Below are 21,786 nucleotides of genomic sequence, written 5' to 3' on the forward strand. Positions count from 1 at the left end.
ACCTGAGCGGCCTGGGGCCTGACCCTCGGCGGCGTGGGCTTCTGGCGCAACGTCTTCGGCGGCGGGCTGACCGAGGCGGTCAGCGAGGCCGCGAGCGCGCCCACGTTCGGCGTGGACATCGACTCCGGCACGCTCTACGGCACCCCGACGCTGGACGACTACATCTACCGCACCGGGCGGATCACCCGCGCCGAGGCGCTCGCGGTCCCGCCGGTCAAGCGGGCCCGCGACCTGATCTGTGGCGCGATCGGCCAGTTCGTGCTCCGGGTCTACGATCCGTCCGGCAAGCCGACCACCACGTTCTCCCCGAGCCTGTTCCCCCAGCCCGAGCCAGGCATCGCGCCGTCGGTGTCGTGGACCCGCGTGGTCGAGGACATGCTGCTGTTCGAGCGGTCCTGGCTCAAGACGCTGTCGGTCGGTTGGCACGGCCGGCCCGCGGAGGCCCGCCGCCTGGACGCCGAGACGGTCACGATCCAGCCCGAGTACGTCTACTTCCCGGAGGGCACGGCGAAGGTCTGGCCCGAGAAGCCGGGCGTGATCCGGATCGACTCCCCGAGCCCCGGCCTGCTCGACGCCTCCCCAGCGATCCGCGCGTGCATCGCGCTCGCCCGGGCGACCCTCAACCACGTCGACGGCATGCCGCCGATCGACTACTTCACTCCGGCCGAGCCCGGCATCGACCCCTTCGACGACCCCGACCAGGCGGCCGACTTCCTCGACAAGTGGCGCGAAGCCCGCCGCAAGCGCGCGACCGGGTACGTCCCGGCGGCGGTCAAGTACAACGTCGCCGGCTGGAACCCCGAGCAGCTCGAGCTCTCCACCGCCCGCGACCAGGCGGTCCTGGAGGTCGCCCGGCTGACCGGCATTGACGCCGAAGATCTCTCGGTCTCCACGACGAGCCGCACGTACTTCAACAGCCAGGACCGGCGCCGGCAGCGCATCGAGGACGTGCTGGGCCCGTACATGACCGCGATCGAGGGCCGGCTGTCGATGGACGACGTCACGCCCTACGGCTACACCGTCGACTTCGACACCAGCGGCTACCTGCGCCTCGACGACCTCCAGGCCGCGCAGACCGACTCGGTGCTGATCGCCGCCAAGGTGCTCCTGCCAGAGGAGGCCCGGACCAAGCGCGGCCTGGACCCCGACGTCGTGGCCGGTCCGGTCGACCCCGAGCAGGTCACCGCCGCGGTGGCCGCCTCGCTCGCCATCGAAGGAGCCCGCGCATGAGTGAGACCGTCACCTTCGAGACGACGTTCGCCGTCGACCAGGAGAGCCGCACCCTGAGCGGCGTCCTGCTCCCGTTCGGGGTCACGTCCGGCCCTGCTCGTGACCGGGTCAGCGGGAAGGTCTCGCGCTACCAGTTCGCCGCGGGCACCGTCACCGTCCCCGACGTCGACGAGATCGCCGTCGTCCTCAACTACGGCCACGACAACGAGACCCTGGCGGCCCAGGTCGGGATCGCCACCCACCTGGAGGCCAAGCCGGACGGCGTGCACGCCAAGTTCCGGATCGCCCGCACCCCCGAGGGCGACCGAGTCCTGGCACTCGCCGAGGACCGGATCCTGCGGTTCTTCTCGGCCGAGGTCCTCGGCGAGTTCGACGACAAGGACGGCGTGCGGCACTCCAGGTCCGCCGCCGTGGACGGCGCCGCCGTCGTCCTCAAGCCCGCCTTCCCGGGCGCCCACATCACCAGCGTCGCGGCGTCGGCCGCACAGGAGGAGAACACCATGGAGTGCACCAAGTGCAGCAAGGTCCACGCCGAGGGCGTGACCGAGTGCGCGACCCAGGCCGTGGCTGCCGCGTTCACCAAGGCCGACGGCGACCAGCTCATGGAGCAGGTCCAGGGCCTGTCCGAGAAGCTCGCCGAGCTGGAGAAGATCAAGATCCCCGTCGGCCCGGGCGCCGCGCAGTTCCATGTGACCGAGGAGCCGATCTACCGGTTCGCCGGCACCGAGCCTGCCCCGTCCGGTCACGACTTCGCCACCGACCTCCTGGCCGCCGCCCGTGACGGCGACGCCGCCGCGTTCGCGCGGGTCCAGGAGTTCACCGGGCAGTACCTGGCCCCGACGTTCGCCGACCAGCCGACCACGACCGCCGACACCGCGGCGCTCAACCCGTCGCAGTACCGACCCGACATGTTCCTCGGCCAGGCGCCGATCCCGGCGAGCCCCCTGTACGACTTCTTCTACAAGGGGACGCGGACCGACGTCACCCCGTTCTTCTGGTCCAAGCTCGACCGGGCCAACACCGACATCGGGATCGCCGACCACACCGAGGGCGTCGACCCCGAGGACCGCGACCTGGTGACCGTGGTCGGCGACACCGTCACCCCCAAGCCCGTCTCCGGCAAGGTCCACATCACCCGCGAGGTCGCCGACCAGGGCGGCAACCCCGTGGTCTCCGGGCTGGTCTGGTACGACTTCGAGCGCTCGTTCAAGGTCGCCCTGGAGGCCCGGACTGCCGCGCTGATCCAGGCCGCGACCATCGCCGAGCTGGGCACCGCGATCCCGGCTGGCTCGACCGGCACCGTCGCGGGCGCGGCCGTCGAGGACGGTCTGATCGGGCTCCAGTTCCTCGCCGACGGCTACCGGTTCCAGCGCGCCTTCGGCCACGTCGACCTCTACAAGGCCCTCGCTGGCGCCACCAAGGGCGACGACAACGCCGACAAGCTGTACCCGATCATCAACCCCGAGAACGCCACCGGGCAGGCCGCCAGCAAGTGGGCCCACCTGAACATCGGCGGCTACGGCATGTACCCCGCCGCCAGCCTCGGCGCGACCGACGTCAACCAGAAGTCGATCGTCGCCGACCCCACCGCCGTGCACGTGTGGAACTCCGGCCTAACCCGGCTCGACAAGCTCCAGGAGTCCGTCGAGGGCTGGGACCTGGGCGTCTTCGCCTACTGGGCCGGGATCGTCTACGACGCCACCGGCCTCCGCAAGATCACGTTCGACAAGAGTGCCTGATGAGTGCCGATGGGGTCAGCACTGCTGACATCACAGACCAGGCAGGTGCGACATACGTCGCACCTGCGAGCACGTCGCCGAAGCAGCGGGCCGCGAAGGTCGGCACCACGATCACGGTCGATGTCCCCAAGGGCGCCGACCGGGTCGAGGTGGTCCGGCCCGACGGCTCCACGGTGAGTGTCCGGGCCCGCCGTGGCCGGGCGGTCTACGTGCTCGACCGGCCCGGGGTCCACGTGGTGGCCGGCGAGACGGTGCATGCGAAGGCCGGGGGCTGAGCCTTGGCCGCCGACCTCTACCTCTACCCGGTGGATCGCATCCGCGACTACGTCGGAGAGAGCGTCATCACCAAGCACGGTGCGGCGGCGTTCGACGCCGCCGTCCGCGCCGAGCAGATGACGCAGGCAGGCGCCTGCCGAGTCCCCGCTGACGATGACGAGACTCCCGAGGCCCAGCAGATCCGCGAAGTCCTGGCCGAGGCACTGTGTCGGCGGGTGGCGGTCAACCTGGCGCGGCGCGGCCTGCCGCTGGGCATGCAGATGAGCGACGTCGGCCCGGCCCGGCTCACCACCAACGACCCTGAGGTCCGTCGCCTGGAGGGCCCGTACCGAAAGCTGGTCGTCGGATGAGCGCCGCCGAGATCCGGGCCGCGCTCGCCGAGGCGGCCTCCACGGTCGAGGGGGTCGTCTGCACCCCGACCTATGTGCAGCTATCTGCCCTCGGCGAGTCCTGCGTGCAACGCGAGCGGATCACCTACCCCAACGTCTTCGGCGGCGTGGGGAGCTGGAACGTCGTGGTCTGCCTGGGCCAGGACATGGCGGTCGCAGAGACCTTCTTCGACGACAAGGTGCCTGCCGTCGTCGAGGCGCTGGGGCCGGTCATGCAGGTCAAGAGCGCGGCCCTCAACAAGCTCAACCTCGTCGACGGCGCGACCGCGCTGGCGGCATTTATCAACGGCTTCCGGGAGGAATGACCATGGTTGCACTCGGCACACGCGAGCTCGAGCTGTCCATCGGTGGCGAGGACGTCACCGCGCAGATCACCAACTGCGAGATCCTGTCCAACCCCGCGGAGTCGGAGCAGACCACGTTCGCCGAGGCGAAGACCGGCGGCCCCCGGAGGTACTCGCTCAAGGGCGTGCTCCTTCAGGACACCTCCGACGGCAGCTTGTGGGATCAGATCTGGTCGGCGGCCGGCACGACCGTCGCGGTGCTCCTCAAGCCCTACGGCGGTGCCGCGACCGCGGACAAGAAGCACTACTCCGGCAACGTCGTGATCAAGGATCCCGACGGCACCCTGCTCGGTGGCGACGCCGACGCGTCGACCACCGGCCGGTGGACCGTCGAGATCGAGTGGGACTTCACCGCGAAGCCCACCGCGGTCACCGGCCCCTGATCAGGGGCGGCTGACATGGCACGGGCGGCCGGGTTCAAGGTCGAGGGCCTGAACTCGGTCGTCCGCGCCCTCCAGCAGCTCGGCGCCGACGTCGAAGACCTCAAGGACGTCTTCAGCGAGATCGCCGCCACGGGCGCCGACATCGCCGCCGACCACATCGATAGCGACACCGGTCGCGCCGCCTCCACGGTGCGCGGGAACCGCGCCAAGAACAAGGCCGTTGTCGCCGCCGGCTCCGCATCGGTGCCCTACCTCGGAGTCATCAACTACGGCTGGCCCGAGCGCGGCATCGAAGCCCAGGAGTTCATGCAGAGCGCCGACGACCAGCTCCAGCCCATCGCCGTCCAGCTCCTCGAGGACGGCATCAACGCCAAGATCAAGGAGAAGAACTTCCGATGACCACCACACCCCAGTCCACCGCCCCCGCTCCGCAGACCGAGCTGTCGCTGTCGGAGGTCATCGACGGCATGGACGGCTTCGACGAGCTGGCCGTGGAGAAGCACTTCGACGACTTCAACGTCTACGACGTCGTCGGCGCCCAGGGCGGCGCCCGGCCCCGCGACATGGTCAAGGCCCTGCGTGTCGGGGTCTTCCTGGTCCGCCGCACCGAGGGCGCCAACGACAAGGACGCCTACCAGGCCGCGATGAAGATGCCGGGCAAGAAGCTCCACGAGTTCTTCCCCGACGACCCCGAGGAGATCGACCCCGACGACCCGGACACGGACGCGGGAAAAGACGACTCCGAGCCCGCCTGAGGGCCTACGACACGGGGATGTGGTGCTTCATCACCCGACAGCCCCCCGAGGTCTACCAGCGGCTCACCCGGCTGGAGCGTGAGCAGTTCGCCAAGGCCGCGATCGACGCGGCGAAGAAAGGGTGGGTGTGATGGCCGGTCCGATCCGGATCTCCGTCCTGGCGAACGCCTCCCAGGCCAACCGCACGTTCGCCTCGGTCGGCACCACCGTGAACGGCGTCTCCGCCCGCGTCGGCCGCGCCGGCAAGGTCATGGGCCTGGCCGTTGCCGCCGGTGCAGCGGTGGCCGGCGTCGCGGCGCTGAAGTTCGGCAAGGACTCGGTCAAGGCCGCCAGCGACGCCCAGCAGTCCCTCGGCGCGACCGAGACCGTGTTCGGCCGGTACGCCGACACAGTCATCGCCCGCTCCAACAAGGCTGCCCGCGCGATCGGCCTCAGTGCGAACGAGTACCGCGAACTGTCCAACGTCGTCGGCGCCTCACTGACCGGTGCCGGCGTGCCGCTCAAGAAGACGACGGCCCTCACCGACCAGCTCAACCGCCGGGCCAGCGACATGGCCGCCACGTTCGGTGGCACCACCCGCGAGGCCGTCGAATCGATCTCCTCGCTGATGCGGGGCGAGGCCGACCCGATCGAGCGCTACGGCGTCTCGATCAAGCAGGTCGACGTCAACGCCCGACTCGCGGCCAAGGGCCAGGACAAGCTCACCGGCGCCGCGCTCAAGTCCGCCGAGATGCAGGCCCGGCTCGACCTGCTGATGCAGAAGACCGCCCGCACCCAGGGCGCGTTCGCCCGCGAGGGCAACACCCTGGCCCACCAGCAGCAGGTGCTGGGCGCCCAGTGGGAGAACCTGAAGGCCCGGGTCGGGTCCGCGCTGCTGCCCGTGCTGACCCGGCTGCTGACCCTGGTCAACGACAACCTCGGCCCCGCGTTCAACGCCGTCGTGGGCTACCTCGCGCCCCTGGTCGCCCGGTTCAAGGACCTCACCGGAGGCGCCAACGGCAGCAACGCCGCAGTCGCGGCCATCACCGCGTTCTTCACCGGCCGGCTGATCCCCGCCGTCCAGGCCGTCATCGGCGCCTACCAGCGGTTCTACGCCACCTTCATCCCGATCATCGAGCAGGTCGCCGCGGCCATCGCCGCGAAGTGGTCGACCATCGCCCCGCAGGTCCAGGCGATCTGGGACTCGGTGAAGAACATCATCACCAGCGCCCTGTCGATCGTGCAGTCCGTCGTCACGGCCGCGACCGCCGTGGTGCTCGCAGTGTGGGGCAAGTTCGGCGCGACCATGACGAAGTTCACCGCCACCGCGCTCGGGAACCTCGTCACCACCCTGCGCGGCGCGTTCAAGATCATCGAGGGCGTCTTCAAGGTCGTCTCCTCCGCGCTGCGGGGCGACTGGAAGGGCGTGTGGGACGGAATCAAGAAGATCCTGTCCGGCGCCCTGACGGTCATCAAGGGCAGCCTGGCGCAGGCATGGAACCTGATCCGCACCGCCGCCTCGGTCGCCTGGTCCGCGCTGAAGGTCATCATCGCCAAGGCGTGGGAGGGTGCCAAGGCCGCGGTCCGCAACGGCATCCGCGGCTCGGTGCAGCTCGTCACCGCGCTGCCCGCCAAGATCGTCGGCGCGATCCCCAAGCCGCGGACCATCCTGTCCGAGGTCGGCGGGTTCATCATCGAGGGCCTGCGCAACGGCATCTCCGCCGCCGGTCACCTCGTCACCGACGCGGTCGAGGCGATCGTCAACAAGATCCCCAAGAAGATCCGCCAGATGATGGGGATCGCGTCCCCCTCGAAGGTGATGCGTGCCCTGGCCCGGTGGATCCCCGCCGGCATCGCCCGCGGCATCCTCGACGGCCTCGACGGCATCAAGGCCGCGATCGACGCCGTCGGCCGCTTCATCACCAAGACCCTGGACCGCCAGCTCGCCGCCCGCGAGAAGGCGATCAAGAAGCGGCTGGACGGCAAGGCCGAGACCAAGGCCCTCAAGCGGATCCGGATCGAGTGGGACCGCCACTCCAAGACCGTCGTGCGGTCGGTGCGCGACGAGAACGCCGCGCTGGCCGCCAACGGCCGCGCCCAGGACCGGCTCACCGCACGACTGGAGAAGGCCACGACCGCGCTCGACGCGGCCCGGCAGGCGTACTTCGACTACGCCGCCGCGGTCAAGGACGCCGTGGTCGACACCGGGGGCCTGTTCGCCCTGGCCGAAGCCGAGGGAAGCGACGGGTCGCTCGCCTCGATCATCGCCGGCCGCACCGAGGCACTCGCCAAGGCCGAGCAGTGGGCCAAGGTCATCAACTCCCTGCGCGGTCGGCTCAACGACACCGACCTGCGCGAGCTGATCGACAAGGGCGTCGCCGGGCTCGCCACCGCCGAGGCCATCGCCTCAGGCGGACCCGACGCCATCATCGCGCTCAACGCCCTGCAGGACCGCCTCTCCGCGGTCGGGAAGAGCGTCGGGCTCAGTGCAGCGGACCAGTTCTACGGCGCCGGAGTCGAGGCCGCCCGCGCCACCGCCGCCGGCCTGGAGTCCCAGGCCGACAAGCTCGACAAGGCAGCTAAGAAGCTCGCCAAGGCCCTGATGAAGGCCGTGAGGAAGGCCCTGGCCGAGGAGCTGAACGGCAAGACCGGCGGCAAGAAGACCCAGGGCCTCCAGATCGACGTCGACCAGACCCACGCCCGCCGTCAGGGCGCCGCGCTGGCCACCAGCCTCCGCAGGGGCTTCGGCGTCCCCGCCCTCGACGCCTGGGCCACCAGTGGCGGCGCACAGGCCCGCGAGCAGCGCTTCTCGATCCAGTTCACCGCCGACCAGGTCGACCAGCTGATCCGCGGCGGCCGCGTCGACGCCGACATCACCGCCTACCACCGGGCCGGAGGAAGGACCCTCACGTGAGCAGCCAGACGTTCCACACCCTCGACGTGCTCCGCCTCGAGGTCGAGCAGCCACCCGCCACCGGCCTGCGGAACCGGATCAAGAACCCCGACGGCGTCGGCGGCGGCTGGGGCTGGATCACCCCCCAGACGAACCAGAACATCGGCGGCCTGGTCGACGGCTCCGGCCCCTACCTGTCGTTCGCCTCGATGGACACGTTCATGCCCGGGGAGTTCGGGTCCGAGCCCATCCCCGCCCGGCCCGGCCAGTGGGTCAACTGGCGCGCCGAGGTCCGGTCCACCAACCGCAGCTACCAGATCGGCCTCCAGCACCTCAACGCCGACGGGACCGTCGTCGGTGGGTTCATGCTGCTGGCCTCTACCGCCACCGGCGTCCGGTCCGGGTCCGCACACCAGATCACCGACCCCACCGTCGTCGCCGTCCGCCTCCGCGCCTACCAGGTCGGCGGAGGCGCGCCGCCCTGGGGCTTCTCCTGGCGCAAGGCGATGGTCGCGGTCGAGGACACCAACACCGGCATGACCGGCATGGCCTACACCGAGACCCAGTGGGTCAACATCCTCGGCAAGTCCCACAGCGTCCAGATCGAGCGGTCAGAGCTCAACCTCGGCATCCTCGCCGCGGTCGTCTACGACGCCGACCTCGACCCCGCCCAGGCCGGCGTCCACCTCGGCCAGGGCATCCGCGCCCACGCCCTCGTCGCAGGCTCCTGGGAGCCCCTGCACGTCGGGTCGCTGACCAACGCCCGCGCCGAGTACAACCCCCTGGCCACCGACGTCGACAAGCGCGCCAAGATCACCCTCACCGCCACCGACGCCGCCGGCACCCTGGGCCGGGTCCCGCGCCCCGACGGCGTGGCCACCATCCCCGACCTCATCGGCGTCCTGGAGGGCGCCGGAGTCCCGTGGAACATCAACGGCTCCACCAGCCAGCGGTTCCCCGGACCCACCGTCTCGACCAACCCCGACGCCCGCGCGATCGACCAGGTCGCGATCACCCGCGACACCGTCCACGGCTACGCCTGGATCTCCCGGGCCGGGGTGCTCACCGCCTGGGACGCCGACCAGCTCCCCACCGGCGTGGCCGCGGTCCTCGACGAGGACGACATGACCGCCCTCTCGATCGACTACGACACCGACCGGTGTATCAACATCGTCACGGTCAAGTACCTCCGGCCGGGCGGCGAGGAGGTCACCTACGGCCCCTACGTCGACCAGGCCAGCCGCGAGCAGTGGGGCGAGCACACCGCCGAGTTCACCGTCCACGGCATCCCCGAGACCGAAGCCAACATGGCCGCGTTCGCCAACGCCGTGTTCGCCGCCAACGCCACACCCCAGCGGCGCGTCAACACCGTCACCCTCCCGGTCCGCACCCCGGCCGAGCTGCCCAAGACGCTGCTCGACCTCTACGACCTCGTCACCGTCCAGAACGCCGACCTCGACCTCGACCAGTCGATGCGGATCACCGGCGTGCGGCACCAGATCGCCACCGACCGATGGTCGGTCACCCTCGAGTTCGCCGCCCAGGGCGGGGTCGCACCGCCCCAGCAGACCCCATCAGCGGGCCCGACGGTGGCTGCCGGAGCGGGTGAGTGGGTCGCCGCGGCTCCGACGAACGGGTGGACCGGCGCGGTCTACTACAACGTCGCGGACGGCATGTGCACGGCGATCCTCGACCTGTTCAAGACGGCGTGGGGTGCCGAGGTCATGGCCCAGCTCCCACCAGGCGCCATCCCCAAACCGGCGTTGCCCGCGGGCATGTACTTCTACGGGCTGTCGCGGGACACCGGCGCGCAGGCGCCGTTCTGGGTGGGCGTCGGCGGTGACATCGGCTGTGTCTTCGGGTCCGCCGTCACTGGTGGCGGCGGGATCACCGGAACCATCACCTACCCCGTGCGCCGATAAGTGCTGCTCACCCCGTCCCCCCGAGAGAGGAACCCGCATGACCTGGTACACCCGCCGCAGCTGGCGAGCCCGATCCGGGTCCGCGTGTTCATCGACGGCATCCAGATGGGCGACGCGGTCATCATCCCGGCCAGCACCGGTCAGCACCGGTCAGCACTACGCGGTGATCCCGCTCACCGGCCGAGTCCAGGTCTCTGCCGGGACCCACTACGTGCAGTTCGTCTCCGCCGGTGGGTTCTCCAACGGCGACGACTTCGGGTCCTTCTACGGCGTCGTCACCCCCACCTGACCATGACCGCCACCGTCGCCGAGACCGCCACCCTCGCCTGGGGCTACACCATGGCCGACGTGGACAGGCTCGCCCGCTTTACGGCACGCATCCGCAACACCTCGCTCGTCGGCTTCGATGAGCGCTACGAGACGGCCTGGCTCGCAATCATCGAGCGCCTGTACGACGGCCCGGAGATGCCCACCAGCGAAGACCTCATCCAGGTCGGCAAGGGCGCCATCCGCGACGAGGTCAACGCGCTGCTCCATCACCGCGGCATCAACAACTACACCTACCAGGACACGCCGAACTCCTGGAAGTACTGGAGCGTCATCTCAGCCGCCGACGAAGACTTCACAGGCCGACTCGTCGAGCGCCTCGCGCTCCCACAGGTGCTCGCCCTGCTCACCCCTGGCGAGTACGAGGCCATCGCCGCCCTAGCCGCCAACGGCACCCAGGCTGCTGCTGCCGCTGCGGTCGGGATCAAGCCGTCGGCGTTCACCGCCCGTATCGCTCGGGCGCGCCAGCGGATCATTGAGGCGTGGTTCGAGCACGAGACCCCGCGAAAGTCGACCACGAAGGGCAACGACATCGCGTGTAGCGCCGGACACCCGCGGGCCACTCACAGCACGAAAGACAGCCTCGGCCACTGGGATTGCCGCACCTGCCGTCGGAGACGAGACCTAGCGGGCTACCACCGCCGCAAGCCGCTGGCCAAGACGTCTGCCGCCGCCCTGGACTAGCCGGCCCGCGCCACTGGTCGGCGTTTCATGGGATCCCATGAGGTGCTGGTCGGCGTACAGCCCACGCTCAGCGCACGCGTTTGCGCAGGTCAGAACCGGCGTACACCAAGAACGCCCCCGGCCGAAGCCAGGGGCGTTCTGGTGAGGTGACCAAGGGGTGTACACACTGCGTACCCCCTCTCTCGGTCAGCGCGTCGCGTAGGCCAGCCCGAGCTTGCCCTCCACCGCTGTGCCACACGTCAGGTCCCGCCACAGCTGCTCCAGCGGGCCATGCAGCCTGTCCAACGGCTGGCGCTCGTCAAGCTCGACCACCCAGCGGTCGCCCTCGTCGAATCGCCTGAGCAGCCCGGCGTGACGTGCCCCCGGCGGCGGACACTGCCCCACGCAGGTGCACTCCGGCAGCGGGGCATCGGGGTTCTGGAAGCGCCACCCCAGCGAGACGCAGGACTCCTCGCGCGGGTCCAAGCACCACGGCATCACCGACCACCGCACGTCCACGTCACCCCGGTCCTCCAGCAGCCGCAGGTAGCGCTGCGTCTCGGCACACGCGGCCCGGAGCGCGTCCTCCCTGACCCCATAGTGTCCGTCGACGCCGGCCTGCACGTGCCGGTACGTCTGACCGCACCCGGCGCAACGCAAGGCGTCCCGATACAGCCAGACGTACCCGCGCCCATGATCTCGCGCCTTCGCACTTCGGGCCGTCCCGCACGCCAGGCACATCGCCACCACCTCGACGATCTGCACGCTCATGCCTGGGCCTCCAGACGCGCGATGACGCTAGGACGGCAGTTCGGGCAGACGTCAGCGGTGTCTGCCGCCGTCCGGATGCGAATCACTGCCCTCGGCTTCGGCCAGGCCCAGCGCCCGCAGAATGCGAGGTACTGCACCCCCATTTCACGGGCAACCGTGATACGTCCCACCGGCGCAGAGTGCAGCCAGGCGTCCGGCTCGACCATGTTGTCGGCGCCGGCAATATGGTCGGTGGTCTGCGGCTGCGCGGGCTTCCCCACCCGCGAGCCGCCCTGAGATGATTCGGTCACGATGTTGCCTCCTTGGAAGGCGATGTCGAGGCCCTCGGCTGGTGTTCCCGCACCACCGGGGGCCGCTCTTGCATGTTGACAAATCGAGACGCTACTACCGCCCTTGCAGTTTGACAAGTAGGATGGCGCTCATGCCTGAACACCTGATGGGCGCGACCGAGATCGCGGAGTTGCTGGGCGTCACCAGACAGCGCGTGCAGCAGCTCGCCAAGACCGCCGGCTTCCCGGCGCCCTACGACGTCCTCACAATGGGAGCCGTCTGGCTCAAGGCCGACATCGAGCGCTGGGCGCGGGAGACGGGTCGGATCGAGTAGGGCGGTCCGCAGACAGTCCGCAGGACACTCACCAACTGCCGTCAACCACAGTCACTCCCCATGCACCATCGATGCAGGTCAGAGCGGCGTTTGTGGCCAGATCACGCTGGACGGAGCCCCTGCGTGCGGTCAACATCCGCAAGTTCGTGGTCCGCGCCGGCCGGCTCGGCGAGCTGGTCGAGCTGGGCAGCCTGACCCCCACCGCGGCGACGTTCCTCGAGGCGTCGGTGCGCGCCGGCCTCAACATCATCACCACCGGAGGAACGCAGGCCGGCAAGACGACCATGCTCAACTGCCTGGCGGCCGCGATCCCCGGCGGCGACCGGGTGGTGTCGGCCGAGGAGGTGTTCGAGCTGCGCTTCCCCCACCCCGACTGGGTCGCCCTGCAGACCCGGCAGTCCGGCCTGGAGGGCACCGGGGAGATCCGGCTGCGCGACCTGGTCAAGGAGAGCCTGCGGATGCGGCCGAGCCGGATCATCGTCGGCGAGGTCCGGGCCGAGGAGTGCCTCGACCTGCTGCTCGCGCTCAACGCCGGGCTGCCGGGCATGTGCACGATCCACGCCAACAGCGCCCGCGAGGCGCTGGTCAAGATGTGCACCTTGCCGCTGCTGGCCGGCGAGAACATCTCGGCCCGGTTCGTGGTGCCCACCGTCGCCGCGTCCGTCGACCTGGTCGTGCACCTGGGCGTCGACGAGCGCGGCGTACGCCGGGTCGACGAGATCGTCGGGGTGCCGGGCCGGGTGGAGCAGCACGTGATCGAGACCGAGACGGTCTTCGAGCGCCGCGGCGGCGAGCTGCGGCGTACCGGCGGGCTGCCTCCCCATCTGGAGCGGTACGAGCGGGCCGGCATCGACCTGCACCGGATCCTGGCCGGCGCGTCCTGATGGGCGCGCTCGTCGGCCTCGGGGTGGGCATCGGCCTGCTGCTGGTCTGGAGTGCATTCTTCCTGCCGCGGCGCGGCCCCACCGCGCCCCGCGCCCGGCGGACCACCGACCTGCTGGCGCGCGCCGGGCTCGGCCAGGTGTCGGCGACCGGGTTCGTGCTGCTCTGCGCCGCGTGCGGGGTGGGCACGACCCTGGTGATGCAGGTCGTCTCCGGCACGCCGCCGGTGGCGCTCGCCTTCGGCGCGATGGGCGGCTGCCTGCCGGTCGCCGTGGTGTCCGGCCGCGCCCGGCGGCGCCAGCGCGAGCTCGCCGAGGTCTGGCCGGAGGCCGTCGACAACCTGACGTCGGCCGTGCGCGCGGGCATGTCGCTGCCCGACGCCCTGGCCGGGCTGGCGGTGCGCGGCCCGGTGCCGCTGCGGGCCGCCTTCGACCAGTTCGCGCTCGACTACCAGGTGACCGGCCGGTTCGGGGAGTCGCTCGACCGGCTCAAGGAGCGGCTCGCCGATCCCGTCGGCGACCGTGTCGTCGAGGGCCTCCGGGTCGCGCGCGAGGTCGGCGGCGGCGAGCTCGGCCGACTGCTGCGCAACCTCTCGACGTACCTGCGCGAGGACCTGCGCACCCGCTCCGAGATGGAGTCGCGCCAGGCCTGGACGGTCAACGGCGCCCGGCTGGCCGTCGCGTCGCCGTGGCTGGTGCTGCTGCTGATGTCGCTCCAGCACGACGTGATCCGGCGCTACGCGTCGCCGGTCGGCGTGGTGGTCCTCGTGGTGGGCGCCGGCATCTGCCTGGTGGCCTACCGGCTGATGATGCGGATCGGCCGACTGCCCGTCGAGCGACGGATCCTGTCGTGACACCGGCCTGGTGGGGAGCCCTGCTCGGCGCGACCGCCGCCGGCGGGCTGCTGCTCGTCGCGGTCCGGGTCCGCGCCATCCGGCGCCCGCAGCTCGCGCACCGGGTGCTGCCCTACCTCCGCGACCTGCCCTCGCTCGACGGCGCCGGCGACCGGCCCGGACCCACGCCCGTGCCGGCCGCGGTCGGCGTCTTCGGCCCGCCCCTGCGCTCGGCGGCCGACGCGGTCGAGCGGGTACTCGGCGGTGCCACCGCCGTCGAACGCCGGCTGGCCCGGGCCGGCATCGACCGGTCGGTGCACGAGTTCCGGGTCGAGCAGGTCGTGTGGGGGCTGGTCGCCTTCGCGGCGACGGCGGCCCTCGCGCTGCTGCGCACCCTCACCGACCCCGGCAGCCTGCTGCTGTGGGTGGTCGCGTGCGCGATCGCGTTCGTGGCGGGGGTGCTCGCCCGCGACAGCCACCTGACTGGCCAGGTGCGCAGCCGCGAGCGGCGAATGCTCGCCGAGTTCCCGGCCGTCGCCGAGCTGTTGGCCCTCGCGGTCGCCGCCGGCGAGAGCCCGGTGATGGCGCTCGACCGCGTCGTACGACGCAGCGGCGGCGAGCTGTCCCGCGAGCTGGGCCGGGTGCTGGCCGCCGTGCGCACCGGCGAGCCGGTCGCGGCGGCCTTCGACGGGCTCGCCGCGCGCAGCGGGCTGCCGGTCGTCTCGCGCTTCGCCCAGGGTGTCGCGGTCGCCGTCGAGCGCGGCACCCCACTCGCCGATGTGCTGCACGCCCAGGCCGCCGACGTCCGCGAGGCCGGCCGCCGCGAGCTGATCGAGTCGGCCGCCCGGCGCGAGGTACTGATGATGACGCCCGTCGTCTTCCTGGTGCTGCCGGTGACCGTGATCTTCGCGTTCTGGCCCGGGGTGGTCGGGCTGTCGCTGACCACCCCCTGACGTCCCACAAGGAGGAACCCGATGAACGACCTGGTCCTGGCCCTGATGGCCCGGCTCTCCCCACGCGAGCGCGACGAGCGCGGCGACGTGCCGGGGTGGGTGATGATTTGTGTCGTGAACGGGCCCTGATGCCTACCGCTCCCAGACGCCCTTCACCACAACGTCCGCGCGCGGCCGCCCCGTCCACACCCGCACCGGCCGGATCAAGTCACGCAGCACCTCCCGCCGGTGCTCCACCGGCCGGTCATCCCACGACCCCAGCAGATCCTGCGCGATCCCCACCGGATCCGACGGCCCCCGCCGCGCCGACACCGCAGCGTCCTCATGCGCGGCCTGCAACTGATCCCGCTTCTCCACCAGGCCCGCCACCGTCTTGGCGTAGACCTCCGGCGGCAGCGGCGCCGACGCGTTCGACAGGGCCAGCTGCTGCAGCTCGGCATCGACGCGCGCGACAGCCCGGGCGAGTCGGTCCGCCTCCGACCTCGAGGCGGTGACGCGGGCCTCGGCAGCCAGGGCGACGTTGCGCCGCTCGTCGACCTCGCCGGCGAGGTCGACGAGCCAGGCGTAGACCTTGTCCTCGACGTGCGACGCCATCACGTACCCGCCCTTGCACACGGCTGGGCCGATCTCCTTGCCGTTCTGGCACCGGTACTTGGGGACCCGATAGGCGCCGAACTGGCCGGCGACCATCGATCCTCCGCACCGACCGCAGCGGATCAACCCGGAGAGCAGGTACTGCGACCGGATCGTCCGGGCCGGCCTCGCAGCCCTGAGTCGCCGGGCGTCGAGGTATGCCTGCCACAGCTCTTGGTCGATGACGGGCTCGTGGACGCCAGGATGCAGGGTCGGCTCGATCTTCCGGGCCCGGTCGCCGCCGGCGAGGAAGGACCCGGTCGCGAAGCCGGAGTCGAGGACGCGGCGCAGCGTACGGTCCGACCACGGCCCGGGGTCCTTCTTCCCGTACCCACCGACGGTCAGGTGGCCATGAGCGTTGAGCCACCGCACCAGCTGGTAGACGGACTCGCCGGCGACGTAGCGGCGGTACATGTCCGCGAGGACGGGGGCGGTGACCGGATTAGGAACGTGGAGCTTCTTCTCGCGGTCGTAGACGTAGCCGAACCGATCTTTCCCGGTCGGCGGCCGGCCGGCGCGAACCCGTGAAGCGTGGACCTCCTTCCACACCTCCCCGATGCGCTCGGCCTCGAACGCCTGGAGCTCGGCGAGCATCCCGCGGGCGAGCCGGCCGCTCGAGGTGGTGGTGTCGAACTGCTCAGTGGCGGACTCGAGCCGGCCGCCGGCCTCTTCGACGCGGTCGATCGCGACGGCCCACCGGAGCCGGTGGCGTGCCGCGCGGGAGTACTTCCAGACGACGAGGACGTCGTACTCCCCCGCTTCGATGGCGGCGACGGCCTGGTCGAGGCGGGGCCACCAGGCGGAGCGGGCGCGGGATCCGGACTCGTCGATGCCTTCGAGCCAGCCGGCGATCTCGTAGCCGCGGGTGGCGGCATAGTCGATGATCGCGGTGCGCTGGACCTCCGGGGAGATCATCCCTTCACGTTCCTGGGAGACCCGCACGAGCCCGAGCGCCCTCGGTGGGGCTTCGGGGACGACGCGCAGCTGACGCCCGGTCATTGCAGCGACGACGACCCGGCTACGGCGGATCGGTCCGCCACCCAACCCCGCGACCGACTCATGCCGTCTCGTCCTCGTCGGCGGACTCGAACAGCCGATGGAGGTACTCCTCGTGGTTGGCATACCGCATGCCGACGACCACGCCCTGCCCGATGATCCCGATGCCCCCGACGATGCTCGCGAGCACCAAGATGACGGTGCCGATCGCTTGACCGTCCTCGGCTGCTGCGATGAGCCCACCGAGGATAGTCAGACCCACGCCAACGTAGATGTACGTCATCGGCGTCCCCGGCCTCGGCCGCAGGTCACCTGCTTCTCTCATTCCAGGCTCCTAGATGGTGATGGTCGCGAGCTGCTCGTCGAGGTACGCCCGCTCGCGGGGCGTGAGGGAGCTGAGCCGGACGGCGAGCGTGTCGTCGTCGACCCAGAGCTCCCAGGCTGCCTTCTCGTGGTCGGCCTGATGCCAGGCCAGCGCGTGCCCGATCCACCGGATGCTCGGCGCCAGGAGCCGGCCGACCTTGCGGTCGATGATCAGCTCCTCCCTCATCCGCCGATCCGGAGCGCACGGGCCCCGAACGATGTGCTGGGTCTCGTGGGCGATGGTGCACCGGCGCTCGGCCTCGTCGAGGCCGTTTGCGAGATACACCCGCCGCTCGTCGAAGCTGGTCAGCCCCCACTGCCCGTCCGGAAGGTCGTCGGTCCAGACCAGCCGCCAGTCGCGGTAGGTCCCGAAGACGCGCCACGGATGGTGCCGGTGGCGGCGGGGATCGCGGAAGACGTGGATGGGGTCGACCATGACCCGGGACCGTAGAGCCGACCGCCGACACTCGCTGTCCGGATGTCTAGCGGGGCTCCATGTCGTCGGGGTCGTCCGGTTCGGGCTCCCCCGCGCGTTCGGCGTTTCGCTGGCGCTGCTGGTTTTTCGAGACCTTCCCGGTCGTACGCGCGGCTGACCGTAGTCCGGTCAGTGCAGGCGCGCTGGTGGCGGCGGTGTCTCCACCGTGCTCACCCCTCTCCTCTGCTCGTCGGAGGATCTCCTTGATGAGCTCCACCTCGTCGAGTGAGCTGAGGGACGGCACCGCCGTCGGCCGCACCCGGGCCTCTTCCTCGGTCAGGAAGTCCGCCGCCACGAATGCCTCAAGGATCGGGCGGCCGTAGGCACGAGCGAACGCTGCCACCTGCTTGGCGTCCGGCGACTTGATGCCGCCGTTCTTCCATCGCGCGATCGACGGCTCAGTGACGCCGACCTTCTGCGCGATGACGCGGTTGACCTCGCCGCTGCTCCAGCGTGCGACGTACTCGCTCCAGCTCACGGCATGACCGTATTGCGGGTTCGGGGCGCATCCACGTCCCCAATCATGCCTTGCGTTGACGCAAGTGCGCAGGTGGCGGCATTACACGCGTGTCTTTCTGCACGTCAGGAGCCATTCGGGCTTGCGCAAGTGCCGCGTTGCCAAACCGTGACCTTCGTGTATTGCGTTCGCGCCAGTCTCGTGCGTATTGTTCACGCATTGCCGCAAGACAGCAGGTCAGCGGCCCAGACACGCAGAAGGAAGGAGGCGAGGTGATGACCGCCGTTCTCCGTCTCAAGCTCGACCAGCTCGGCAAGATCCGAGGCTGGACCGGGCTCAAGACGGACGCCGCGCTCGCCGCGGCCATGGGCATCGACGCGGGGAACCTCTCCCGCGTCCTCAAGGGCAAGCAGCAGCCCGGCCCCAAGTTCATCGCTGCCCTGTGCACGGCGCTCAAGGCCGACCTCGAGGACCTCTTCGAGATCGTCGACGACGCCGAGGACGTGGCGTGATGCCGTCGCGTGAGGAGGCGATCGCGTCGGCCGGGGCGAAGCTCGCGGCCTCCGACATCGCCTGCGCGCAGATGACGCCGCGCGAGCAGGCCGAGGCCGCCTGGACCCCGACGTCGCCGTACTCGGTGGACGAGATCGAGGACCGCATTCGTGCCCGCCGCGGGATGGCGCCGGTCCACCGGAAGGCGTCCTGACCCACCCCTAGAAAGCCGCAGGGCCCCGTCGCTGCCGAGCGAAGACCGGGACCCCACGAACGAGAGGAATCCTCGCATGAGCGAGACCAGCACCACCATCACCCAGGCCGCGGCGTTGCGCGCCGCCGCCGACTTCATCGACACCCACCCCGGGCTCCCCCTGCCCTTCGCCACGTCGTACTCCACCGGTCGCGTGAAGCTCAACTACTTCCTGCACATCAACGACTTCGGCGGCCTCGCCGAGCAGAAGGCCACGGCCGCCGCGATCGTGCGAGCAGTCGGCGGGGACTGGGACAAGCAGCCCTGGGGCGACGAGTTCCGCTTCACCGCCAGCCTCGACGCCCTCACCTTCGAGGTGCAGGTGAAGCGCGAGGCCGTCTGCGAGCGGGTCGTCACCGGGACCGAGACGGTCACCGTCCCGGCCGTCGAGGCCCAGGAGGCGCAGCCGGAGCGGACCGAGGTCGTGGAGGTCGTGGAGTGGCACTGCCAGCCGCTGCTCGCCGACGAGCCGGTCGACGCTGAGGCGGTGTCGTCGTGAGCGCGCGTCGTACGCCGGTGCCCACGATCGCGTTCCTCGCGGTCGCCCAGCACGCCGCCGACCACGCACTGCCCTTCCACGGCATCGACACCCCCATCACCCCGGGCGGCCCGTTCGTGGTCAAGGTCGCCGCCGACGACATGGAGGCCTGGCTCGACACCCTCACCGACCTCTCCCCCGGCGTGACCAAGCCGGTCGGCGACGGCCCGGCTGCGGTGCTGCGTCACCGCGGTGTCGTCCCTGGCGCGATCGGCGGCGTGCCGGTCGAGGTCCTCTGCATCCTCCGCCGTCCCGCTCCCCAGGCGGCTGGGCTGCGGCTGCTGGTCGGGAGCGCGTCGTGACCGCCCCGGAGATCGGGGGGACGTACGTCGACCCGTGCACCGGCCGCTCGTACCGCGTCGTCGACGTCACGGCCCTCCACGCGGTCGTGGTCCGTGTCGACGTCCACGAGCCCGGCGTCTCCTACGTCGCCGCGCGCGAGCGGTTCGGCGACCACTTCGTGCCGGCCGACGACCTGACCGAGCTGGCCGAGGCAGTGGGTGTGCTCGTGGACGCGCTGCGTCGGCCGGGTGACCCGCTGGCGGTGGAGTTCTCGACGGGCCCGTCGTCGTACGGGCCGTTCTGGTCGGACGCCCGGCTGGGGCAGTTGGTCGAGGTGTGGGCGCGTGAGGTTGCGGCTGCGGATGGTGCTGACGGCGGTGACCCCTCATGACCACCACCGAGACCTGTGCCCACGGCTGCAACCACGTGGAGCCCTACGGCTGGGCGGTCACCGTCGGTTGTCCCGCCCACGATCCTGACGCCCGGGTCCGCGCGCTGGTCGCGCAGATCGACCCCGCCGACGTTCTCCCCGTCCTGATGCGGCTCGCCGCCGACCCGGCGATTGACGAGTACCACTCGTGTGTCGTGTGCGGATCGCACGCGGTGATCGAGCGTGGGGTCTCGATCGTCTCGTCAGTGAAGCCCGAGGGCCAGCTAGTCGGAGTCGCCTGGTGCGCGAGCGAGCGGTGCCAGACGGACCGGCGCTCCACACGTGCTCTCGTCGAGAAGGTCGGACGCGTCACGGCTGGTGGTGACGCGTGATGACCGCCACCGAGACCCTCCGCCTCCCCGGCCACCCCACCACCACCCGACCGGCCCCGGCCGAGCCCACCAAGGTCCTCGAGCCGCCGCCGGCGTACGACCCGTGCGACCACCTCGACACCACCCGCCCCCACGACCTCGACACCTGCCCCTCCTGCCAGGGCCAGTGCCTCGTCGAGGTCCGCGACTGGATGACCGGCCTCGACGTGTGGATCACCTGCCCGGCCTGCGCCGGCACCGGAGAGCGAGGCACAGCATGAGCGACCCGTACGAGGCCGAGCAGACCGGCCCGCTGCACGTACAGAGCGACGACGCACCCGCCATCCCCGACCGGCGGCCGATGGACCACAAGCTGCAGAAGAAACAGCAGACCCGCGGCCCCATCCCCGCCCGCCAGACCAACGGCTACTACGCCGACCACGCCACCGGCGACCGGCTCCGCTCCGTCACCACAATCCTCGGCGGCGGCGTCCCCAAGCCGGCGCTCGTGCACTGGGCCGGGAACACCTGCACCGACGCCGCGATCGAGGCCGTGCCGCTGCTGGTCGCCGCGCTGCGGCGGCCCGAGCAGCTCGCCGAGCTGCGGTCGTGGATCACCCGCGCGCACACCAGGAAGAAGGACGAGCGCGCCGAGGTCGGCAAGGCCGTCCACGCCATCATCGAGTCCCGCCTCCTCGGCACCCCGCCGCCCGCGAGCGTGCGCGTCGGCGACCAGGAGTGGGCGCTCAACGGGCCCGAGCTCGCGCCGTTCATCGAGCACTTCCACCAGTTCGAGACCGACTGGCAGCCGGTCTGGAAGGCCTCGGAGATGGTCGTCGCGAACCCCGTCCACGGGTACGCCGGGACGCTCGACTACATCATCGACGGCGCCGGCCTGATCGGCGACATGCTCCGCGGCCGGGGCTACGCCGTGGACCCGGGCGTCGACGTCATGGGCGACACCAAGACCGGCGGCGAGTGGAACCGGGTCACGTCCGCCGGTCACGTTCACGGCGTCTACCCGGAGGCGGGCCTGCAGATGTCGGCCTACCGGAACGCCGAGGTGTGCTGGCTCCGCTCCGGTGAGCGGGTCCCGATGCCGGCGACCGCGGAGGTCGGCGTGATCCTGCACCTGCGCCCGGAGGGCTACCGGGTCTACCCGGCGCGGTGCGGGGACCTGGAGTACTCCTACTTCCGTCACGCACAGATGGTCGATGAGTGGTCCTCGCGGATCGCGTCGGCGAAGGCCGACGAGTCGGTGATCGGGAAGGCGCTCGTCGCGCCGGCCGAGGCCCGCGGGGCGGTGGCCTGATGTACGACCACACCGACCTGGGCGTCGACCTGATCCGCGCCGAGCGCGAGCGCCAGATCGTCGACGAGGGCTACACACCGGACCACGACCGCGCGCACTCGCACAGCGACTTACTCGACGCCGCCCTCGCCTACATCAAGGTCCAGCCGCACCTGTGGCCCTGGCACCTCTCCACGTTCAAGCCGGCGCACGACGAGCCGCACGACGACTGCGACGACCGGTGCATCCGCGACCTCGTCAAGGCCGGCGCGCTCATCGCGGCCGCCATCGACCGACTCCTCGACGACCAGAAGGACTCCTGA

31 protein-coding genes are annotated in these 21,786 nt (G+C 70.9%); 25 read left to right on the forward strand and 6 right to left on the reverse strand.

Annotated features, from left to right (window positions below; genetic code table 11):
• The first annotated feature begins 33 nt into the window (after positions 1-33).
• The 12 genes from FHU40_RS04690 (at position 34) to FHU40_RS04740 (ending at position 10,921) form a co-directional block, all read left to right on the forward strand.
• The gene (locus FHU40_RS04690; RefSeq protein WP_183591080.1) at positions 34-1,230 is read left to right on the forward strand and encodes a phage portal protein; all 1,197 of its coding nucleotides are present in this window, start codon (positions 34-36) and stop codon (positions 1,228-1,230) included.
• A complete protein-coding gene (locus FHU40_RS04695; protein ID WP_183591081.1) occupies positions 1,227-2,969 on the forward strand; it encodes a hypothetical protein in 1,743 nt (580 codons plus the stop codon). The genes FHU40_RS04690 and FHU40_RS04695 overlap by 4 nt, the downstream gene beginning before the upstream one ends.
• The gene (locus FHU40_RS04700; RefSeq protein WP_183591082.1) at positions 2,969-3,244 is read left to right on the forward strand and encodes a hypothetical protein; all 276 of its coding nucleotides are present in this window, start codon (positions 2,969-2,971) and stop codon (positions 3,242-3,244) included. The genes FHU40_RS04695 and FHU40_RS04700 overlap by 1 nt, the downstream gene beginning before the upstream one ends.
• A 3-nt stretch (positions 3,245-3,247) precedes the next feature.
• Entirely contained in the window at positions 3,248-3,595 is a 348-nt protein-coding gene (locus tag FHU40_RS04705) for a hypothetical protein (protein WP_221199505.1), read from the forward strand.
• Positions 3,592-3,939: a hypothetical protein gene (locus FHU40_RS04710; protein ID WP_183591084.1), complete on the forward strand. Its 348-nt coding sequence runs from the start codon at positions 3,592-3,594 to the stop codon at positions 3,937-3,939. The genes FHU40_RS04705 and FHU40_RS04710 overlap by 4 nt, the downstream gene beginning before the upstream one ends.
• A 2-nt stretch (positions 3,940-3,941) precedes the next feature.
• Positions 3,942-4,361, forward strand: a complete 420-nt coding sequence (locus FHU40_RS04715; RefSeq protein ID WP_183591085.1) for a hypothetical protein — start codon at positions 3,942-3,944, stop codon at positions 4,359-4,361.
• Positions 4,362-4,376: 15 nt separating this feature from the next.
• The gene (locus tag FHU40_RS04720; RefSeq protein WP_183591086.1) at positions 4,377-4,760 is read left to right on the forward strand and encodes a hypothetical protein; all 384 of its coding nucleotides are present in this window, start codon (positions 4,377-4,379) and stop codon (positions 4,758-4,760) included.
• On the forward strand, positions 4,757-5,116 hold the full coding sequence (locus tag FHU40_RS04725; RefSeq protein ID WP_183591087.1) for a hypothetical protein: 360 nt from the start codon (positions 4,757-4,759) through the stop codon (positions 5,114-5,116). The genes FHU40_RS04720 and FHU40_RS04725 overlap by 4 nt, the downstream gene beginning before the upstream one ends.
• A 130-nt stretch (positions 5,117-5,246) precedes the next feature.
• Positions 5,247-8,009 (forward strand): phage tail protein, encoded by a 2,763-nt coding sequence (locus FHU40_RS04730; RefSeq protein WP_183591088.1) that lies wholly within the window; start codon positions 5,247-5,249, stop codon positions 8,007-8,009.
• Positions 8,006-9,910, forward strand: a complete 1,905-nt coding sequence (locus tag FHU40_RS04735; RefSeq protein ID WP_183591089.1) for a hypothetical protein — start codon at positions 8,006-8,008, stop codon at positions 9,908-9,910. Before FHU40_RS04730 ends, FHU40_RS04735 begins: the two co-directional genes overlap by 4 nt.
• Positions 9,911-10,073: 163 nt before the next feature.
• Positions 10,074-10,199 carry a hypothetical protein gene (locus tag FHU40_RS28820; protein WP_281374562.1) on the forward strand — a complete coding sequence of 42 codons (126 nt, stop codon included), beginning with the start codon at positions 10,074-10,076 and terminating at the stop codon, positions 10,197-10,199.
• Positions 10,200-10,201: 2 nt separating this feature from the next.
• Entirely contained in the window at positions 10,202-10,921 is a 720-nt protein-coding gene (locus FHU40_RS04740) for a hypothetical protein (protein ID WP_183591090.1), read from the forward strand.
• Positions 10,922-11,107: 186 nt separating this feature from the next.
• Here the strand turns inward: FHU40_RS04740 and FHU40_RS04745 are convergent, their stop codons facing one another.
• Positions 11,108-11,671 carry a hypothetical protein gene (locus FHU40_RS04745; RefSeq protein WP_183591091.1) on the reverse strand — a complete coding sequence of 188 codons (564 nt, stop codon included), beginning with the start codon at positions 11,669-11,671 and terminating at the stop codon, positions 11,108-11,110.
• Entirely contained in the window at positions 11,668-11,961 is a 294-nt protein-coding gene (locus FHU40_RS04750) for a hypothetical protein (protein WP_183591092.1), read from the reverse strand. The genes FHU40_RS04745 and FHU40_RS04750 overlap by 4 nt, the downstream gene beginning before the upstream one ends.
• 131 nt (positions 11,962-12,092) lie before the next feature.
• On the opposite strand from FHU40_RS04750, the gene FHU40_RS04755 reads away from it, so the two are divergent.
• The 4 genes from FHU40_RS04755 to FHU40_RS04770 all read left to right on the forward strand — a co-directional run bounded on the left by FHU40_RS04755 (position 12,093) and on the right by FHU40_RS04770 (position 14,942).
• A complete protein-coding gene (locus FHU40_RS04755) occupies positions 12,093-12,275 on the forward strand; it encodes a helix-turn-helix transcriptional regulator (protein ID WP_183591093.1) in 183 nt (60 codons plus the stop codon).
• A 92-nt stretch (positions 12,276-12,367) separates the two neighbouring features.
• Entirely contained in the window at positions 12,368-13,159 is a 792-nt protein-coding gene (locus FHU40_RS04760) for a TadA family conjugal transfer-associated ATPase (RefSeq protein ID WP_343057723.1), read from the forward strand.
• On the forward strand, positions 13,159-14,010 hold the full coding sequence (locus tag FHU40_RS04765) for a type II secretion system F family protein (protein ID WP_183591094.1): 852 nt from the start codon (positions 13,159-13,161) through the stop codon (positions 14,008-14,010). Before FHU40_RS04760 ends, FHU40_RS04765 begins: the two co-directional genes overlap by 1 nt.
• Positions 14,007-14,942 carry a type II secretion system F family protein gene (locus tag FHU40_RS04770; RefSeq protein ID WP_183591095.1) on the forward strand — a complete coding sequence of 312 codons (936 nt, stop codon included), beginning with the start codon at positions 14,007-14,009 and terminating at the stop codon, positions 14,940-14,942. Before FHU40_RS04765 ends, FHU40_RS04770 begins: the two co-directional genes overlap by 4 nt.
• 132 nt (positions 14,943-15,074) lie before the next feature.
• Here FHU40_RS04770 and FHU40_RS04775 read toward each other — a convergent pair whose 3' ends face one another.
• From FHU40_RS04775 to FHU40_RS04790, 4 genes are read right to left on the reverse strand one after another with little or no spacing between them, the layout of a single operon-like run.
• The gene (locus FHU40_RS04775; RefSeq protein WP_343057724.1) at positions 15,075-16,697 is read right to left on the reverse strand and encodes a recombinase family protein; all 1,623 of its coding nucleotides are present in this window, start codon (positions 16,695-16,697) and stop codon (positions 15,075-15,077) included.
• The gene (locus tag FHU40_RS04780) at positions 16,633-16,896 is read right to left on the reverse strand and encodes a hypothetical protein (RefSeq protein ID WP_183591097.1); all 264 of its coding nucleotides are present in this window, start codon (positions 16,894-16,896) and stop codon (positions 16,633-16,635) included. Before FHU40_RS04780 ends, FHU40_RS04775 begins: the two co-directional genes overlap by 65 nt.
• A 9-nt stretch (positions 16,897-16,905) precedes the next feature.
• Positions 16,906-17,370 carry a hypothetical protein gene (locus FHU40_RS04785; protein ID WP_183591098.1) on the reverse strand — a complete coding sequence of 155 codons (465 nt, stop codon included), beginning with the start codon at positions 17,368-17,370 and terminating at the stop codon, positions 16,906-16,908.
• 46 nt (positions 17,371-17,416) lie between these two features.
• On the reverse strand, positions 17,417-17,887 hold the full coding sequence (locus tag FHU40_RS04790) for a helix-turn-helix domain-containing protein (protein WP_183591099.1): 471 nt from the start codon (positions 17,885-17,887) through the stop codon (positions 17,417-17,419).
• Between the two features lie 254 nt (positions 17,888-18,141).
• Between FHU40_RS04790 and FHU40_RS04795 the strand changes: the two genes are divergently transcribed.
• The 9 genes from FHU40_RS04795 (at position 18,142) to FHU40_RS04835 (ending at position 21,786) form a co-directional block, all read left to right on the forward strand.
• Positions 18,142-18,378, forward strand: a complete 237-nt coding sequence (locus FHU40_RS04795; protein ID WP_221199507.1) for a helix-turn-helix domain-containing protein — start codon at positions 18,142-18,144, stop codon at positions 18,376-18,378.
• Positions 18,378-18,572: a hypothetical protein gene (locus FHU40_RS04800; RefSeq protein WP_183591101.1), complete on the forward strand. Its 195-nt coding sequence runs from the start codon at positions 18,378-18,380 to the stop codon at positions 18,570-18,572. The genes FHU40_RS04795 and FHU40_RS04800 overlap by 1 nt, the downstream gene beginning before the upstream one ends.
• Before the next feature lie 76 nt (positions 18,573-18,648).
• Positions 18,649-19,110: a hypothetical protein gene (locus FHU40_RS04805; protein ID WP_183591102.1), complete on the forward strand. Its 462-nt coding sequence runs from the start codon at positions 18,649-18,651 to the stop codon at positions 19,108-19,110.
• Positions 19,107-19,451, forward strand: a complete 345-nt coding sequence (locus FHU40_RS04810) for a hypothetical protein (RefSeq protein WP_183591103.1) — start codon at positions 19,107-19,109, stop codon at positions 19,449-19,451. The genes FHU40_RS04805 and FHU40_RS04810 overlap by 4 nt, the downstream gene beginning before the upstream one ends.
• On the forward strand, positions 19,448-19,822 hold the full coding sequence (locus FHU40_RS04815; protein WP_183591104.1) for a hypothetical protein: 375 nt from the start codon (positions 19,448-19,450) through the stop codon (positions 19,820-19,822). Before FHU40_RS04810 ends, FHU40_RS04815 begins: the two co-directional genes overlap by 4 nt.
• Complete coding sequence (locus FHU40_RS04820; protein ID WP_183591105.1) at positions 19,819-20,193, forward strand: hypothetical protein; 375 nt, start codon at positions 19,819-19,821, stop codon at positions 20,191-20,193. Before FHU40_RS04815 ends, FHU40_RS04820 begins: the two co-directional genes overlap by 4 nt.
• Positions 20,193-20,453: a hypothetical protein gene (locus tag FHU40_RS04825; RefSeq protein ID WP_183591106.1), complete on the forward strand. Its 261-nt coding sequence runs from the start codon at positions 20,193-20,195 to the stop codon at positions 20,451-20,453. The genes FHU40_RS04820 and FHU40_RS04825 overlap by 1 nt, the downstream gene beginning before the upstream one ends.
• Entirely contained in the window at positions 20,450-21,484 is a 1,035-nt protein-coding gene (locus FHU40_RS04830; RefSeq protein WP_183591107.1) for a hypothetical protein, read from the forward strand. The genes FHU40_RS04825 and FHU40_RS04830 overlap by 4 nt, the downstream gene beginning before the upstream one ends.
• Positions 21,484-21,786, forward strand: a complete 303-nt coding sequence (locus FHU40_RS04835) for a hypothetical protein (RefSeq protein WP_183591108.1) — start codon at positions 21,484-21,486, stop codon at positions 21,784-21,786. Before FHU40_RS04830 ends, FHU40_RS04835 begins: the two co-directional genes overlap by 1 nt.

Origin of the sequence: Nocardioides soli, assembly GCF_014191495.1 — a bacterium.
GTDB classification, from domain to species: domain Bacteria; phylum Actinomycetota; class Actinomycetes; order Propionibacteriales; family Nocardioidaceae; genus Nocardioides; species Nocardioides soli.

Coding starts and splice junctions, on each gene's coding strand:
- FHU40_RS04695 (WP_183591081.1), top strand. CDS start 1,227: ATGAGTGAGACCGTCACCTTCGAGACGACGTTCGCCGTCGACCAGGAG.
- FHU40_RS04700 (WP_183591082.1), top strand. CDS start 2,969: ATGAGTGCCGATGGGGTCAGCACTGCTGACATCACAGACCAGGCAGGT.
- FHU40_RS04710 (WP_183591084.1), top strand. CDS start 3,592: ATGAGCGCCGCCGAGATCCGGGCCGCGCTCGCCGAGGCGGCCTCCACG.
- FHU40_RS04715 (WP_183591085.1), top strand. CDS start 3,942: ATGGTTGCACTCGGCACACGCGAGCTCGAGCTGTCCATCGGTGGCGAG.
- FHU40_RS04720 (WP_183591086.1), top strand. CDS start 4,377: ATGGCACGGGCGGCCGGGTTCAAGGTCGAGGGCCTGAACTCGGTCGTC.
- FHU40_RS04725 (WP_183591087.1), top strand. CDS start 4,757: ATGACCACCACACCCCAGTCCACCGCCCCCGCTCCGCAGACCGAGCTG.
- FHU40_RS04730 (WP_183591088.1), top strand. CDS start 5,247: ATGGCCGGTCCGATCCGGATCTCCGTCCTGGCGAACGCCTCCCAGGCC.
- FHU40_RS04740 (WP_183591090.1), top strand. CDS start 10,202: ATGACCGCCACCGTCGCCGAGACCGCCACCCTCGCCTGGGGCTACACC.
- FHU40_RS04745 (WP_183591091.1), bottom strand. CDS start 11,671: ATGAGCGTGCAGATCGTCGAGGTGGTGGCGATGTGCCTGGCGTGCGGG.
- FHU40_RS04755 (WP_183591093.1), top strand. CDS start 12,093: ATGCCTGAACACCTGATGGGCGCGACCGAGATCGCGGAGTTGCTGGGC.
- FHU40_RS04765 (WP_183591094.1), top strand. CDS start 13,159: ATGGGCGCGCTCGTCGGCCTCGGGGTGGGCATCGGCCTGCTGCTGGTC.
- FHU40_RS04775 (WP_343057724.1), bottom strand. CDS start 16,697: ATGCCAACCACGAGGAGTACCTCCATCGGCTGTTCGAGTCCGCCGACG.
- FHU40_RS04780 (WP_183591097.1), bottom strand. CDS start 16,896: ATGAGAGAAGCAGGTGACCTGCGGCCGAGGCCGGGGACGCCGATGACG.
- FHU40_RS04785 (WP_183591098.1), bottom strand. CDS start 17,370: ATGGTCGACCCCATCCACGTCTTCCGCGATCCCCGCCGCCACCGGCAC.
- FHU40_RS04795 (WP_221199507.1), top strand. CDS start 18,142: ATGACCGCCGTTCTCCGTCTCAAGCTCGACCAGCTCGGCAAGATCCGA.
- FHU40_RS04800 (WP_183591101.1), top strand. CDS start 18,378: ATGCCGTCGCGTGAGGAGGCGATCGCGTCGGCCGGGGCGAAGCTCGCG.
- FHU40_RS04805 (WP_183591102.1), top strand. CDS start 18,649: ATGAGCGAGACCAGCACCACCATCACCCAGGCCGCGGCGTTGCGCGCC.
- FHU40_RS04820 (WP_183591105.1), top strand. CDS start 19,819: ATGACCACCACCGAGACCTGTGCCCACGGCTGCAACCACGTGGAGCCC.
- FHU40_RS04825 (WP_183591106.1), top strand. CDS start 20,193: ATGACCGCCACCGAGACCCTCCGCCTCCCCGGCCACCCCACCACCACC.
- FHU40_RS04830 (WP_183591107.1), top strand. CDS start 20,450: ATGAGCGACCCGTACGAGGCCGAGCAGACCGGCCCGCTGCACGTACAG.
- FHU40_RS04835 (WP_183591108.1), top strand. CDS start 21,484: ATGTACGACCACACCGACCTGGGCGTCGACCTGATCCGCGCCGAGCGC.